Source organism: Streptomyces sp. NPDC006743, assembly GCF_040703815.1.
Taxonomy (GTDB): domain Bacteria; phylum Actinomycetota; class Actinomycetes; order Streptomycetales; family Streptomycetaceae; genus Streptomyces.
Map to the genome: position 1 here is coordinate 17740 of NZ_JBEYJA010000021.1, position 15357 is coordinate 33096.

The window sequence follows — 15357 nt, forward strand, 5'->3', positions numbered from 1 at the left end:
CGTGCGCCGCACCTCAGCCGATGGTGCGGCACCTCCGTCGCGCCCCAGCCCGGTGCACGGGCCGGGGCCGCCCGCTCAGCCGGCCAGGCCGTCCCTCAGCACCTCGGCGAGCTGGGCCCGCGCCGTCACACCCAGCCGGGGGAAGATGCGGTACAGGTAGGCGCCGATGGTACGGGGCGAGAGGTGGAGGAGTTCACCGATCTGCCGGTTGGACAGCCCGCGGGCCGCCAGTTCGGCGATCCGCAGCTCCTGGGCGTTGAGCAGTTCACGGACCGGGGTCCGCCGCTGAGCACCGGGCGCGGAGCCCTCCTGCCGCTCACCGGAGGCCCGCAGCTCGGCGGCGATCCGCGCGGCCCGTGCATCGGCGCCCATCATGGTGTAGAGGGCCGCCGCCTGCCGCAGACCGACCCGGGACTCGGCGAACTGGCGCCGCAGGCGCAGCCGGCGCCCGTGCGCCAGGCGCAGCGGCGCCTCCAGGAAGGGCAGCCGGGCCGCGTCCATGGCGAACGCCTGCTCGTACAGCGGCTCCGCGTCCCGGTCGTCGGCCAGGACGGCCCGTGCCACCGCGAGCCGGGCGGTGACGAGCGGGGCGCACTGCGCGCCCAGGTCGCGGGCGAGCTGGTCCAGCACCGCCCGCGCCTGTCCGGCCGCGTTCGCGGCGACGGCCGCCTCCGCGAAGGGCACCAGCGCGGACAGGGCCGCCGTACGCCGGCCGGGGGCGGCCACGAGGGAGGCGAGGGCCGCGAACCCGGCGCCGAAGTCGCCGCCCTCGACCTGGGCCCATCCGCTGCCGACGGCCAGTACCTCGTCGATCCCGGGCACCGAGCGCCGGGCCTCCTCCAGCCCCCGGGCATCGGGGCGGGGCACCGTTCCGGTCCGCAGGCCCCGCGTGAGTTCTCCCAGCAGGCGGGCCGCCGCCCGGTGGTGACGCAGGCCGTACTCCTCGGCGAGCCGCTCGGACTGCTCGAACGCCTGCCCGCCCTGACCCCAGTCACCCACGGCCAGGTGTGCCAGGCCCTGCCGCAGGATGACACGGGCCGGCGGTTCGGGCAGCTCGTGGAAGCGGTAGCGGCGCTCGGCCCGGCGGTGCAGGTCCAGCGCGCGCAGCGGGTCACCGGCGAGCAGGGCCGCCTCACCCAGCCGCTCCAGATCCCGTACGGAGGTGTCCGTCAGCCCCTGGAAGGCGGCCAGCCGGGAGACGACGGTGGCGGCCCGGCACACCGGGGCCACCGTGGCCAGGGCGTGCAGCAGGCGGGGATCGTCGGCCCGTTCCGGCAGGGTGTCCATGAAGGCGAGCAGTTCCTCGGCGCGTTCGGGGTCGCCCGCGACGGCGGGCGCCGTGAGCCGGATCAGTTCCAGCGCGCTCTCCTGCTCGGCGGCGGCGGCCGGCGCGGGCCAGGAACCGGAACCGGCCGGCAGCCGTACGGTGCCGCCGCCCGGCCACGTCAGGGCCTGCGCGCAGAGCGTGCCCAGGGGGCCCAGCGGGTGGCGCAGCGCACGGTGCGCCAGCGTCCGCGCCGCCCGTTGGAGACCGAGGTCGTGGGCGAGCTGCGCGGCCCGCAGGGTGCACCGGCCGCGCTCCTCGGGCGTGCGGTGCAGGTCGGCGGCCCGCCGCAGCAGACGTACGGCCATCGGCGGCTCGCACTGCTCCAGCGCGTGCCGGTGGGCGGCCTCCAGGCGACGGGCCAGCTCCGGGTCGGGCCCCTCCGCCGCCTGCGAGAGGTGCCACAGCATCCCCACCGAGTCCGGGGTCAGCACGGCGGCGAGGGCCGCGTGCGCGGCACGGCAGCGCGACGGCGCGACGTCGTGGACGACGGCTCCGGCCGTGGCGGGGTGGCTGAAGCGCAGACGCATGCCGTCGAACACCACGAGGCCGTCGCGTTCGGCGGGTTCCGCCGTGGCGAAGTCCAGCTCGGTGCCCGCGATCCGCGACGCGGCCGACAGCAGCAGCGGGAGTTCGCCCGCCGGGTGGAGCGCCGCCACGAGCAGCAGGTCCCGGGTGCCGGAGGGCAGCCGCGACACGCCCGGTGCCATGGCGGAGGCCAGCCGGTCGGAGGAGGCGGGCACGTAGGGGAAGTCGTCCTCGGAGCGGGTGGGCAGTTCCAGGAGTGCCAGCGGGTTGCCGGCGGCGGTGGCCAGCAGTTCGCGCACGGCCTGAGCGTCGTTGCCCGGCCTGCGCGAGACCAGCAGCGCGGCGGACTGCGCCGGTGTCAGCGGGCCGATCGGCAGTTCGGGAAGACCGGCCAGCGCCGTCAGACGCGTGCGGTGCGGACGGGCGGCCAGCAGGAAGCCCATCGCGTGGCCCTCGGTCCTGCGGGCCACGAAGGAGAGCACTTCCCGGCTGGGGCGGTCGAGTGCGTCCCAGTCGTCGACGGCCATCAGGAGCGGCTGGTCGGCGCTGACCGATTCCAGGACCCGCAGGACGGCGAACGGCAGTTGGGACCGGTTGCCCTGGTGCGAGGCGGCACCGTCGAGCAGCAGCATCTCCAGGGCGCGGAGCCGGCCGGCCGCCGACGACCAGCCCGGGCTCGCCAGGACCGGCCAGACGATCTGGAGCAGCCCGGACAGGTCGGACGGGTTGCCCCCGCGGATGCCGGTGCAGCGCAGGACGCGCATCCCGGTGGCCGCCGCCCGCTCGACACAGGCGTCGAGCAGCGCGGACTTCCCCGCACCCGCGTGCCCGCGCAGGACCCGGGCCGCGCCGTTCTCCAGGGCCTGGCGCAGGAAGGTGCCGAGGGCCCGCAGTTCGCGGTCCCGGCCGACGAGTCCCGCCTCCCCGGGCAGCGTGCCGGGCGGGGCCGGGACGGGCAGCGGTGCCTGACGTCCCTCCGTGCCGGCCGTGCGAGGGGAGATCTCGACCTGCGCGTTCATGGATGACCCCCGATCTGCGGCGAACGGTCCCACCGGATTCACGGGAGCGCTGCCTTGCCTGGTCCCATCCCACCCGAAGGGCCACCTGCGGAACCAGGCAGTTCGCATGCAGCTTGCTGCCTGCCGGGGCCCGCGGACCGCCTGCGGGAGCCTGCCCGACGCGCCTGCGGAGCTGCGTTCCGGGCCGGCTGCCGGGGTTCCCTCGGCGCCTGCGAGGGGTACCCACCGCGCCGGCAGCGGGCACGTTTGCCGCCGGCCGGGGCACGTCGGCCGCCTGCCCGGGCCTCCTCGCCGAGGCTACCCGGCGGCCGCCTCGCCCGGCTGGGAGACCGCGGACTCGGCCCGCTCGCGCATCCGGGCGGCGCGCGGACTGCCGATCTCCTGGAGCAGCTCGACCGCCCGCGTCCAGCTCGCCCGCGCCGCTTCCGCGTCCCCCAGTTCCAGCTGGGCCGACGCCAGGTGGTCGAGGACCTCGGCCTGGTTGTAGCCGTCCAGCACCTCTCCGTAGAGCTTGAGCGACTTGCGGTAGTTCTCGACCGCCGCGTCGAGATCGCCCAGGCGGTGCTGCGCGTAGCCGATGCTGTCCCAGGTCGCGGCCTCGTTGCGGAGGTTGCCGTTGCCCTGCAGGATGGGCAGCGCCTCCTCGCACATGGCGATGGCCTCCTCGTACCGGCCGAGCAGGGCCAGGTACCAGCCGACCGCGTTGAGTTCGCGCGCCACCTCGTTGCGTTCCGGCAGCGTACGGTAGAGCGCCAGCGCGCGCCGGGCGTGGTGGAGGGCTTCCTCGTGGCGCCCCTGCCGGCCGCGCACCCAGCCGACGCTCCGCTCGGTGGCGGCGCGCTCGGCTGGCCCCAGCCGGTGCAGCTGCCCGAGCATCAGGTCGACCTGTTCGTCGGCCTCGCCCGCCTGCCCCGTCTCCGCCAGCGCACGCGCCAGACTCGCGCAGTTCCCGGTGATGGCCGCCGGATCGTCCAGCGCGAGCGCGGCCTGAAGCGCGACGCGCTTGGTGGAGACCTCCTCGGCCCACCGGCCCGTGAACGAGAAGTAGCCCACCCAGTCGGCCGTCAGGTGCGTACGCTGCCGCAGCAGCCGGGGGTCGTCCAAGGCGGTCAGCGCGGCCATGACCGTCGTCTCCTCCTGGCGGTACCAGTCCAGTGCCTCGGTACGGTCGTCGATCGCGACCCGCACCACCCCCGGCACCGGCGGGCGGGCGGCCTTCCGCCCGGGCCGGGTGTCCAGCACCCGGGCGGCCGTGCGGGCGTTGTGGCTCAGGTAGTCCAGCAGGCGTGTCTCGGCACCGTGGCGGTCGTCCTCCTGCCGCGCGCACAGTTCGCCGCCGTAGGCCCGTACCAGGTCGTGCAGGATGTAGCGGCCGTCGGCGTCGCGGGACAGGAGGCTGGCCGCGGTCAGTTCGCGCAGGTGGCGGCGGGCCTCGGCCATCCCGACGGCGGCGAGGGAGGCGGCCGCCTCCGCGGACGCCGCAGGTCCGGGGTGCAGGGACAGCAGGCGGAAGAAGCGCGCCGCGCCCGGGGTGAGCGCCCGGTAGGACCAGGAGAAGACGGCGCGGACGTCGCCCCGCCGGTCGTCGGCCGACAGCGCGTCGAGCCGGGAGGCCTTCAGTTCGCGCACGGCGACCTGGAGCGGCATCCGCGGCGCGGCACTGAGCTGGGCGGCCATGACGGCCACCGCCAGCGGCAGGTACCCGCACAGCCCGACCAGACGCGCGGCGGCCCCCGGCTCCGCCGCGCACCGCTCCTCACCGATCCTGGCGGCCAGCCCGGCGACGGCCTCCTCCTGGCTCCACACGTCCAGACCGATCAGTGTGGCGCCGTCCGTCGCGGCCAGCCCGGACAGCTGGTTGCGCGAGGTGATGAGCGTCAGGCATCCCGCGGAGGCGGGGAGCAGCGGCCGTACCTGCTCGGCGTCGCGCGCGTTGTCCAGCAGCACGATCAGCCGCGCGGCGGCCGTCCGCTCCCGGAAGACGGTGCTGCGCTCGCGCGTGCCGGGCGGGATGTCACTGCTGGGCACGCCGAGCGCGCTCAGGAACCGGCCGAGCACCTCGCCGGGGTCCAGCGGGGACCCGGAATCCTCGAAGCCGCGCAGGTTCACGTACAGCTGGCCGTCGGGAAAACGGTCCGCCACCCGGTGCGCCCAGTGCACCGCCAGCGTGGTCTTGCCCACCCCGGCCATGCCGCCGATCGCCGAGATGACGACGTGTGAGCCCGCCGTGATCCGTGCGCCGAGGTCCTGGACGGCCGACAGGGTGTCCTGGCGGCCGCGGAACACCGCGAGGTCGGGCGGCAGTTGCTGCGGGACCTGCGCGGTCCGTCGGCCCGGAGCGGCCGCCTGCACCAGCCGCCGCCGCTCCTCCTCACCCAGCTCCAGCGCGTCCATCAGCTCGGCCAGCGTCGCCTGCCGCGGAAGGCTCCTGCCCCGCTCCATGTCACTGATGGCCCGGACACTCACCCCCGACGCGTCCGCGAGGCTCTCCAGCGTCAGCAGCGAACGCTGCCGCGCCTCCCGCAGCAACCGACCGAACACACCCTTGTCCATCCCACCCCCGCGGGGCCGCCCCCCGACGTGCCTGCCGTGCCCGCCGGCCCCGCCCCGCGACGTCGCGGAACCAGCCGTTGTGGATTGACCATTAAAGCAAACTCCGCCGACGGCAGGCCGAATGACCGGGGGCCGGCCCGGGATCGGCAGTCAAACGACTGATCCGCACCCGGCGGGCGGCTCGCAGAATGGGGCTCCTGGCAAGGAACGGAAAGGACCGCCCACATGTCTGTCATCACCAGCCCGCTGCCGGAGAAGGAACGCGAGATCGCCGGGAGCGCCCTCCAGGCCACCCTGGTCGACCTGCTCGACCTGTCCCTGGTGGCCAAACAGGCGCACTGGAACCTGTTCGGACCGCGCTTCCGCTCCATCCACGAGCAGCTCGACGAGGTGGTCACCACCGCGCGCGATTACGCCGACACGGTCGCCGAACGCGCCGCCGCCCTCGGCGTCGCGCCGGACGGCCGGGCCGCGACCATCGCGGCCACGAGCGGCGTACCCGCCTTCCCGCAGGGCTGGACGAGGGACACCACGGTCGTGGAGATCCTCGTGCGCACCTTCTCCACCGTCATCGAGCGGGTGCGGCAGCGGATCGAGGAGACCGGGCCCGCGGACGCCGTCACCCAGGACCTGCTGATCGGTCTGACCGCCGACCTGGAGAAGCAGAGCTGGATGTTCCAGGCGGAGAACCGCGGCTGAGGAACGTACGGGAACGTACAGGCACGTCGGACACACAGGCACGTCGGACCAGCACACGACGGACGGAAGGCAGTACCCCGCATGCACACGATCGCCGATCACCTCATCGCCTCGCTGAAGGCCAGTGGCGTACGCCGCCTCCACGGGCTGCCCGGCGACTCCCTCAACGGCCTCACCGACGCCCTGCGGCGCGACGGCGAGGTCGACTGGGTCCACGTACGGCACGAGGAGAGCGCCGCCTTCGCGGCGGCGGCCGAGGCCGCGCTCACCGGCGAACTCGCCGTCTGCGTCGGCAGTTGCGGACCGGGCAACCTGCACCTGGTCAACGGGCTCTTCGACGCGCAGCGCAGCCGGGTGCCGGTGCTCGCCATCGCCGCCCAGATCCCGGGCCCCGAGATCGGCTCCGGCTACTTCCAGGAGACCCGCCCGCAGGAGCTGTTCCGCGAGTGCAGCGTCTACGCGGAGGTGGTCAACAGCGCCGAGTCGGCGCCCCGGATCCTGGCGATGGCCATGCGGGCGGCCGTCGAACGCAACGGAGTGGCCGTGGTGGTGGTGCCCGGCGAGATCTTCCTCGCCAAGGCCCCCCAGGACACGCCGCCCACCGTGGTCCGCGCGGCCCGTACGGTCGCCCGGCCGCAGGAGGCGGACCTGCGGGAGGCCGCCGCGCTGCTGAACGCCGGCCGGCGGGTGACCGTCCTGGCGGGCGCGGGCGCGGCCGGCGCCCACGACGACCTGGTCAGGCTGGCCGAGGTCCTCAAGGCGCCCGTGGTGCACACCCTGCGCGGCAAGGAGCACGTCGAGTACGACAACCCCTACGACGTCGGACTCACCGGCCTGCTCGGCTTCGCCTCCGGCTACAAGGCGATCGAGGAGGCCGACACCCTGCTCATGCTCGGCACGGACTTCCCCTACCGGCAGTTCTACCCGAAGCACGCGAAGGTCGTGCAGCTCGACCTGCGCGGTGAGCAGATCGGCCGCCGCACCCACGTCGACGTGCCCCTGGTGGGCAGTGTGCGCGACACCCTGCCCGCGCTGCTGCCGCTGCTGACCGCCAAGTCCGACCGGGACCACCTGGACGGTGCCCTGGCCCACTACACGCGCACCCGCCGCTCACTGGACGCGCTCGCGGTCAACGACCACGACCGCACCCCCATCCACCCGCAGTTCGTGGCGAGCACCCTCGACCGCCTCGCCGACGACGACGCCGTCTTCACCACCGACGTGGGCTCGCCCGTGGTCTGGGCGGCCCGCTACCTGACGTTCAACGGGCGGCGGCGCCTGCTCGGTTCCTTCAACCACGGTTCGATGGCCTGCGCGCTGCCGCACGCGGTCGGCGCCCAGGCGGCGTACCCCGGGCGGCAGGTCGTGGCCCTCGCCGGTGACGGCGGTCTCACCATGCTGCTCGGCGAACTGTTCACGCTGCGGCAGAACGGGCTGCCCGCCAAGATCGTCGTCTTCAACAACGGCTCGCTCAACTTCGTCGAGCTGGAGATGAAGGCGGCGGGTGTCGTCAACTTCGGTACGGAGCTGGACAACCCCGACCTCGCGGCGGTCGCCTCCGCGATCGGGCTGTGGGCACGGCGGGTGGAACGCCCCAGTGACCTGGAGGGCGCCCTGAAGGACGCGTTCGCGCACGACGGCCCGGCCGTCGTCGAGGTGATGACGGCCCGGCAGGAACTGTCGGTGCCGCCCGCGATCACCATGGAGCAGGCCAAGGGCTTCACCCTCTACGCCATCCGTACGATCCTGTCCGGCCGCGGCGAGGAACTGCTGGACCTGGTCTCCACCAACGTGGCCCGGCGGATCCTGCGTTAGAGCTGCGGACAAAAGTGGGCGCCGCCCGCCGGGGCCCACACTTGTTCGCAGCTCTTGGCACCGCAGGAGACGCGCGCGGCCGGTCCGTCCCTGTCATGGGGGCGGGCCGGCCGCGCGCCCGGTCACTGCGCGCGGAAGCTGTGGACCGGACCGAAGGTCAGCCACGAGCTGAAGTCGCTCGTCGGCTCGGTCAGTGAGGCACCTGTGCAGTCGGCGTTCTTGTAGTAGGTCACCGGCCCGTTCGTCATGTTGAAGTCCGCCAGGACCCCGAACGGCGTGGTGACGCACTGGCTGTCGACGTTCTGGTAGAGGGCCGCCCTGCCGGTGAACCACTCCGTCTCGAAGACGCACACGTTTCCGCTGCCGACGGCGACACACCGATCGTCGGCCTTGTCCAGGAACGTCGGCCCGGAGGTCGCCGAGGCCGTGCCGGGGGCCAGCCCCAGCAGTGCGGCGGCGGCCGCGGAGGCGAGGGCTACGGTGACACGTCTGCGGGGAAACCTGCGCATGATCGACTCCTCATGAGGACGGGGACACGTGCACTGCGCACGTAGCCTGCCCGCACACCTCACTGCTGTCGACAGTTCAACTGTTTTTGGCTGAATATGTTTCTCAGGATGTCCACGGGGCCGGAGCGATGCGGATCGTCGCCGCGCGGGCCCCGGGAGAGGCGACCAGAGAGGCCGCGGCGGCTCCGTACGCCGCCTGGTAGGCGGCGTCGATCTCGGGGGCGGGTCCGGCGTCGCCGGTCTCCAGCAGCACCTCGCGGGTGACCCCTCCCACCCGGATCCGTCCGCGGCCGTGCTCCCGCGCCGCCTGGTACCAGCGGGAGCGGACCCCCCGGTAGGCGCGGACGTACAGGGCGCCGCGGACCAGCACCCTGCCGATCTCGACCCCCTCCCGGTCGTCGTCCCCTGCGGTGAGGACGAGGGAGTCGTGCGCGGTGAGCAGGGCGAGGTCCTCGGGACCGAAGGTGTTCATCGGGTCGGGTGCTCCGTTTCGTCGGTGGCCGGCTGCGGGGCGTGCCAGGAGGTGAGGATCCGCAGGGCGTCGTGCGAGGGTGTGCCGGGTTCGGCGGTCAGGACCATGAGGCGCTGCCCGGAGCCGTCGGGCGCGGCCCAGGTGTCGCAGTCGAGGGTGAGGTCGCCCACCAGGGGGTGGCGGTAGTGCTTGGTGCCGTGCCCGGCGCCGCTGACCTGGTGCTCGGCCCACCAGGTGCGGAAGTCGCGGTCCCGTACGGACAGTTCGCCCACGAGGCGGGCCAGGCCGGGGTCGTCGGGATCGGCCGCGGCCTGCGCGCGCAGGGCGGCGACGGCGTCGCGGGCGTCGTGGCTCCACCGCCGGTGCAGGTCCCGGACCGCCGGGTCGGTGAACAGCAGCCGCACGTAGTTGCGCCGGCCGGACGGCACCGACGCGAAGTCGGTGTAGAGGGCCGCGGCGGCGGCGTTCCAGGCCAGCACGTCCAGCCGCCTGCCGAGGACCATCGCCGGCACGTGCGTGAGCTGGGCCAGCAGGCGGCCGGGGGCGGGACGTACGTGCTGCACGGGCCGGCGGCGGGGCCGTGCGTCGCCCCGCCCGGCGAGTTCGTACAGGTATCTCGCCTCGGCCTCGTCGAGGCGCAGGGCGCGCACCAGGGTGGCGAGCACGGAGGCGGACGCCCGCACCCGGCCCTGTTCCAGCCGGGTGTAGTAGCCGACGCTGATGGCGGCGAGCTGGGCGACCTCCTCGCGGCGCAGTCCCGCGACCTTCCGGAAGGCGCCCGTCGCGGGCAGGCCGCACTCCTGCGGGGCGAGCTGTGCCCGGCGTGCTCTGAGGAAGGCCCCGAGAGCGGGGCCGGGTGTCGGATGCATGTCTCCCAGTGTCACGCCGTGGGCGGCGCTGTGGCACACGTGTGGGGGGAAGGTTTCTTCCCAGGCAGGAACCTGTCTCTTTTCCCCCCGTGGACGAGGGGCCATCGTGGAAACGTCCCTCCCCGGAACGGCGGGAACCGGACTCCTCCCGGGGTCGCCTGGCGACCGCACCGTCATGTGACTGATGTGCGGGCCGCGTTCGCCGTGAACAGTGGGGGCAAGGCACGAACCCGTCGTTCCGGGACCGTTGCCGCAAGTACGCCGTAATCAGTTGACAAGGAGATTTCCATGGCCAGGACCAGCGTCACCTTCGACAGCGCCGGCATCACGATCGCCGCCCACCTCTACACCCCCGACACCACCGTCCCCGGTCCGCGCCCCGCCCTGGTGGTCGGCCACCCCGGCACCGGCGTGAAGGAGCAGACCTCCGGCACCTACGCGCAGCTGATGGCCGAGCGCGGGTTCGTCACCCTCGCCTTCGACGCCGCCTACCAGGGCGAGTCCGGCGGCCTGCCGCGCGGTCTCGAGGACCCCGCCCAGCGGGTGGAGGACTTCAAGGCCGCCGTCTCCTTCCTCACCGCACGCGAGGAGGTCGACGCCGACCGGATCGGCCTGCTCGGCATCTGCGCCTCCGGCGGCTACTCGCTGGCCGCCACCGGCGGTGACCACCGGGTGAGGGCGGTGGCCACCGTCTCCACCGCCGAGCCCGCCCGCCAGTTCCGCCACGGCGCGGACGGCGCGCAGGACCCGGCGGTCTTCCAGACCCTCCTGGACGCCGCCGCCCAGGCCCGCACCCGGGCCGCCCGCGGCGAGGACCCCGGCGCGATGACCATGTTCCCCGAGACCGCCGAACAGGCCGCCGCGCTCGGCGGCGAGCACGGTGTCGAGGGCTTCGAGTACTACTGCACCTCCCGCGGCGAGCACGAGCGGTCCGCGAAGGTCCTCGCCTGGGAGAGCATCGACAAGATGGCCTCCAGCGACGCCTTCCACGCCGTCCCCCTGATCGGCCCCCGCCCGATCCTCCAGATCATCGGCGAGCGCGCCGTGACCGCATGGATGGCCGTGGAGGCCCACCGCCGCGCCACCGGCCCCGCCGAACTCCACCGCATCGAGGGCGCCAGCCACGTCGACCTCTACGACAAGAAGGAGTACATCGACCCCGCCGTCGACAAGCTGGCCGCCTTCTTCACCGACCACCTCGTCGTCGCCGGCTGAGGAACGCGCCGTCCGTGCCGGGGCGGGCGCCGTACGGGGCGCCCGCGGCCCGGCGCGCGTCACCGCCCGGGCGGGGGTCCGCCCCGGGGGCAGGGCGTCTGACCGCGCGTCAGGGGCCGGCCTCACGCGGCGGCGGGCGGGATGTTCTGGTTGGCGTGGAAGAAGTTGTCCGGATCGTAGGCGCGTTTGACCTCGGCCAGCCGGTCGTAGTGGCCGCGGTACGTCCCCCGGACCCGGTCGCCGCTCTCCTCCTGCCCCAGGAAGTTGATGTAGGCGCCGCCCATGGAGTGGGGGTGCAGCGCGGTCCAGTAGTCCACGCACCACCGGCGGATCAGCCCGGCGTTGGCGGGCTCGGGGTCGATGCCGGCGATCACACCCGACCACGTGGCGTCCCGGTAGGCCCAGGCGGTGTCGTCGGCACCGGTGCGGCGGGCCGCGCCGTCGACCGGGTACAGGTGCATCGTGGACAGTCCGGTGGGCAGGTCCTGGCCGTACTTCTCGTGGACGGCGACGGCGTCGTCGCTGAGGGCGTCGAAGAAGTCACCGCGCCAGTACCACTGCAGACCCCGGGGGAGCAGCCCGTCGAACATGGACTGCAGGGCGGGGTAGGGCATCGGGGTGGTGAAGTGGAAGGCGGGCGGCCCGGGTGTGTTCACTTCCCCGAGCGCTTCCTCCAGCCGGTCCTGTCCCGGATCACCGGTGTGGCACCACACCACGCCGCACATCTTCCTGCCGTGCAGGGGCTCGGGGAAGGGCGGGGCGGGCGGCACGGCCAGCAGGAGGAAGAAGCCGTTGAGGTCCTCGGGGGCGGCGGGCAGGAACTCCCGGTACCAGCGCAGCACTTCCCCGACGCGGTCGGCGGGCCAGACGGTCAGCCCGACGCCGACGGTGTCCACGGGGTGCAGCCGGAAGGTGAACGAGGTGACCACGCCGAAATTCCCGCCGCCGCCCCGCAGGGCCCAGAACAGGTCCGGGTGCTCCTCCGCGGAGGCGGTGAGGACCGTGCCGTCCGCGCGGACGACGTCGGCGGACAGCAGGTTGTCGATCGTCAGACCGTACCTGCGGGTCAGGTGCCCGTGGCCGCCGCCCAGCGTGAGACCGCCCACCCCGGTCGTCGACATGATCCCGGTCGGTGTGGCCAGTCCGAAGGTGTGCGCCGCGTGGTCGAGGTCCCCCAGCAGGCTTCCGCCGCCCACCCGCGCCGTCCCGGCCCGCGGGTCGACGTGCACCCAGCGCATCGGCGTCAGGTCGAGCGTCAGCGCGCCGTCGGCCAGGCACAGCCCCGGTCCGCTGTGTCCGCCGCCGCGCACCGCCAGTTCCACCCCCTCGTCCCGGGCGAAGGACAGCACGGTCCGCACGTCCGCCACGTCGACGCACCCCGTGATCGCGGCCGGCCGCCGGTCGATCATGGCGTTGTAGACGCCCCGGGCCTGGTCGTAGCCCGGGTCCCCCGGAGCGAGGACGGTTCCCCGCAGTGCCGTACGCAGACTCTCCAGAGCCTGCCCGTCGATCCCGTCCATGGCCGTCACTCCTGCCTGCGCGAGTCTTGCGCGGACGGACGGGGGCGCGACGTCCGGGCGGGCGGCGGGGGCGTGGACGCGGATCCGTACGCGCCGGTGACGATGACGTCGGCGGAGTGCGGGAACCACCCCGCCAGCAGCATTGTCCGTCCGCCGGCCGCGCCCCGCACGCCGGCGGCGGTCGCGCCCCGCGCACGCAGGCGGCTCTCCGGCCGCGCCGGACGGTCCCGCGACCACCGCGTCCCGCACGCCGACGGCCCTCCGGCCGTGTCCCGCGCACGCAGGCGGCTCTCCGGTCGCGCCGGACAGTCCCGCCGGACGGTCCAGCACCCCACCCCGTGTGCGGGCCTCCACCGCACCGCCGCGTCCCCCACCCGCGGCTCACCGCTCCGACGCGTCACGGGCACTGCCGCGCCCCCGCCCGCGGCTCACCGCACCGGCGCGTCCCCGCGGTGTTCCTCCGGAGCCCCGGCCTTGGCACGCATCTCGTCGGCCCGCGGGCTGCCGGTCGCGCTCAGCAGGTCGGCGGCCCGGCTCCAGTGCGCGCGGGCCCGGCCGGTGTCGCCCCGCTCCAGGTGGGCGGAGGCGAGCCGGTCCAGCACCTCCACCTGGCCGTAGGTGTCCAGCACCTCCTCGTAGAGTGCCAGGGCCCTGCCGTAGTCGGCGACGGCGGCGTCCAGGTCGCCCAGGTGCTGGCGGGCGTAGGCGATGCTGTCCCAGGTCGCCGCCTCGTTGCGGCGGTTCCCGTTGCGCCGGAGGATGGGCAGCGCCTCCTCGCACATCGCGATGGCCTCCCGGTACTCGCCGAGCAGGGCGAGGTACCAGCCCACGGCGTTCAGCTCGCGCGCCACATGGCTGGGCTGGTCCAGCGTGCGGTACAGGTCCAGCGCGCGGCGCGCGTGGTGCACGGCCTCGGGCAGGCGGCCCTGGCTCCCGCGCACCCAGGCGACGCACCGCTCGGTGCTGGCCCGCTCGGCCGGGGCGAGCCGGGGGAGCTGCGCGAGCATCAGAGCGACCGTCTCGTCGGCCGCCCGGACCTGGCCCGTCTCGGTCAGCGCACGCGCCAGCATCCCGCCGTTGCGCGCGATGGCCACCGGGTCCCGCAGCACCTGGGCCGCGTCGAGACAGACGCGCTGGACCGTGATCTCCTCGTCCCACCGCCCCATGGTCGCGAAATAGCCCTCCCAGTCCGCGGTGAGGCGGGCACGGGAGGCCAGCAGCCTCGGGTCGTCCAGGGCGGCCACGGCGGCCATGACGGCCGACTCCTCCTGGCGGAACCAGTCCAGCGCGTCCGCGTGCGTGTCGATCGCGGCCCGGACCACTCCCTCGGCCGCCTCCTCCCCGAGGACGGTGCCCAGCCGCGTGGAGAGGACGCCGCTGGCCGCGTGGGCGTTGTGACGCAGGTAGTCCAGCAGCCGCGTCTGCGCGGCGAGACGGTCGTCCCGCTCCTGGTCGACCAGTTCGGCGCCGTAGGCACGGATCAGGTCGTGCAGGACGTAGCGGCCCGTCGCGTCCCGCGAGAGCAGGCTGGCGGTGGTCAGTTCCCTGAGATGGCGGCGGGCCGGCAGCATCTCCACGCCCGCGAGGGAGGCGGCTGCCTCGGCCGACACGACCGGTCCCGGATGCAGCGCCAGGTGCCGGAAGAACCGCGCGGTCGGCGCGTCCAGCGCTTGGTACGACCAGGAGAAGACGGCGCGCACGTCCGTCCGCCGTTCGTCGGCCTCCAGGGCGTCCAGCCGGGCCTGACGCAGTTCACCGGCGGCCCGGCCCAGACGCATCCGGGGAACCGCGCTCAGCTGCGCGCCGACCACGGCGATCGCCAGCGGCAGACATCCGCACAGCCGGACCAGCTCGGCGGCGGCCTCCGGCTCCGCCCGGCACCGCTCCTCGCCGATCCTGGCGGCCAGCGCCGTGACGGCCTCCGCCTCGGTCCACACGTCGAGGCCGATGAGCGAGGCCGCGTCGGTCGCGGCGAGACCGGCGAGCCGGTTGCGCGAGGTGACGATGGTCAGGCAGCCCGCCGAGGCGGGCAGCAGCGGCCGTACCTGCTCGGCGTCGCGCGCGTTGTCCAGCAGCACGATCAGCCGCAGGGCGGCGACCCGCTCCCGGAACAGCACGGACCGCTGCTCGGTTCCCGTCGGTATCTCGTCGCTGGGCACGCCGAGCGCGCTCAGGAACCCGCCGAGGGCCTCGCCGGGGTCCAGCGGGGCCCCCGCGTCCTCGAAGCCGCGCAGGTTCACATACAGCTGGCCGTCGGGGAAACGGTCCGCCACCTGGTGCGCCCAGTGCACGGCCAGCGTGGTCTTGCCCACGCCGGCCAGGCCGCCCACCGCGGCGATGACGACGCACCCTCCGCGCTCGGCGACCTGCGCCGTGAGGGCGCGGGCGGTGGTCAGCGCCTCGTCGCGGCCCCGGAAGGCGGCGAGGTCGGGCGGCAGCTGGCGGGGTACGTCAGGGGTGTGCCGCGTGGACGCCCGGACCAGGCGCCGCCGTGTCTCCTCGTCCGGCTCCAGGGCGTCCATCAGCTCGCTGAGGGTGCCCTGCCGCGGAAGGCTCTTGCCCCGCTCCATGTCACTGATGGCCCGCACACTCACACCCGAGGCCGCGGCCAGCCCCTCCAGCGTCAGCAGCGCCCGCCGCCGCGCCGCGCGCAGCAGCCCACCGAACGTGTTCTCGTCCATCCCACCCCGCCGGGTACGCACTGGCGTGTGCAGCGAAGGCCGGCGTGCCGGGCCGGGGCACGGCACGGTCCGCACGACCGGTTGTGGAACGAACACTAAAGCAAGGGGCGGCCCCGCGGAACGCCGGGTGCGGACGCCACCGGTCTCCTGCCG

At 74.4% G+C, this 15357-nt stretch carries 10 protein-coding genes; 3 read left to right on the forward strand and 7 right to left on the reverse strand.

Translation table 11 applies throughout. The features are described from left to right. Positions 1 to 75 precede the first annotated feature (75 nt). Positions 76 to 2871, reverse strand: coding sequence for an AAA family ATPase (locus tag ABZ719_RS18985; RefSeq protein ID WP_366726329.1), 2796 nt, complete (start codon positions 2869 to 2871; stop codon positions 76 to 78). Positions 2872 to 3168: 297 nt separating this feature from the next. Continuing rightward, entirely contained in the window at positions 3169 to 5424 is a 2256-nt protein-coding gene (locus tag ABZ719_RS18990; protein WP_366726330.1) for a tetratricopeptide repeat protein, read from the reverse strand. 225 nt (positions 5425 to 5649) lie between these two features. Here ABZ719_RS18990 and ABZ719_RS18995 point away from each other — a divergent pair, with 225 nt between their 5' ends. Both ABZ719_RS18995 and poxB read left to right on the forward strand, forming a co-directional pair. After that, a complete protein-coding gene (locus ABZ719_RS18995; RefSeq protein ID WP_366726331.1) occupies positions 5650 to 6123 on the forward strand; it encodes a DNA starvation/stationary phase protection protein in 474 nt (157 codons plus the stop codon). 81 nt (positions 6124 to 6204) lie between these two features. Next, positions 6205 to 7938, forward strand: a complete 1734-nt coding sequence (gene poxB / locus ABZ719_RS19000) for a ubiquinone-dependent pyruvate dehydrogenase (RefSeq protein ID WP_366726332.1) — start codon at positions 6205 to 6207, stop codon at positions 7936 to 7938. A gap of 122 nt (positions 7939 to 8060) precedes the next feature. Here poxB and ABZ719_RS19005 read toward each other — a convergent pair whose 3' ends face one another. The 3 genes from ABZ719_RS19005 to ABZ719_RS19015 form a co-directional block, all read right to left on the reverse strand. Continuing rightward, the gene (locus ABZ719_RS19005; RefSeq protein ID WP_366726333.1) at positions 8061 to 8447 is read right to left on the reverse strand and encodes a hypothetical protein; all 387 of its coding nucleotides are present in this window, start codon (positions 8445 to 8447) and stop codon (positions 8061 to 8063) included. Between the two features lie 103 nt (positions 8448 to 8550). After that, positions 8551 to 8919 (reverse strand): DUF2255 family protein, encoded by a 369-nt coding sequence (locus tag ABZ719_RS19010; protein WP_366726334.1) that lies wholly within the window; start codon positions 8917 to 8919, stop codon positions 8551 to 8553. Next, a complete protein-coding gene (locus ABZ719_RS19015) occupies positions 8916 to 9788 on the reverse strand; it encodes a helix-turn-helix domain-containing protein (protein ID WP_366726335.1) in 873 nt (290 codons plus the stop codon). Before ABZ719_RS19015 ends, ABZ719_RS19010 begins: the two co-directional genes overlap by 4 nt. 288 nt (positions 9789 to 10076) lie before the next feature. Between ABZ719_RS19015 and ABZ719_RS19020 the strand changes: the two genes are divergently transcribed. After that, positions 10077 to 11003 carry an alpha/beta hydrolase gene (locus tag ABZ719_RS19020; protein WP_366726336.1) on the forward strand — a complete coding sequence of 309 codons (927 nt, stop codon included), beginning with the start codon at positions 10077 to 10079 and terminating at the stop codon, positions 11001 to 11003. Between the two features lie 122 nt (positions 11004 to 11125). Here ABZ719_RS19020 and ABZ719_RS19025 read toward each other — a convergent pair whose 3' ends face one another. Together ABZ719_RS19025 and ABZ719_RS19030 are read right to left on the reverse strand one after the other, a co-directional pair. Continuing rightward, complete coding sequence (locus ABZ719_RS19025; RefSeq protein ID WP_366726337.1) at positions 11126 to 12523, reverse strand: FAD-binding oxidoreductase; 1398 nt, start codon at positions 12521 to 12523, stop codon at positions 11126 to 11128. Positions 12524 to 12951: 428 nt separating this feature from the next. Then, positions 12952 to 15204 (reverse strand): tetratricopeptide repeat protein, encoded by a 2253-nt coding sequence (locus ABZ719_RS19030; RefSeq protein WP_366726338.1) that lies wholly within the window; start codon positions 15202 to 15204, stop codon positions 12952 to 12954. Positions 15205 to 15357: the final 153 nt, after the last annotated feature.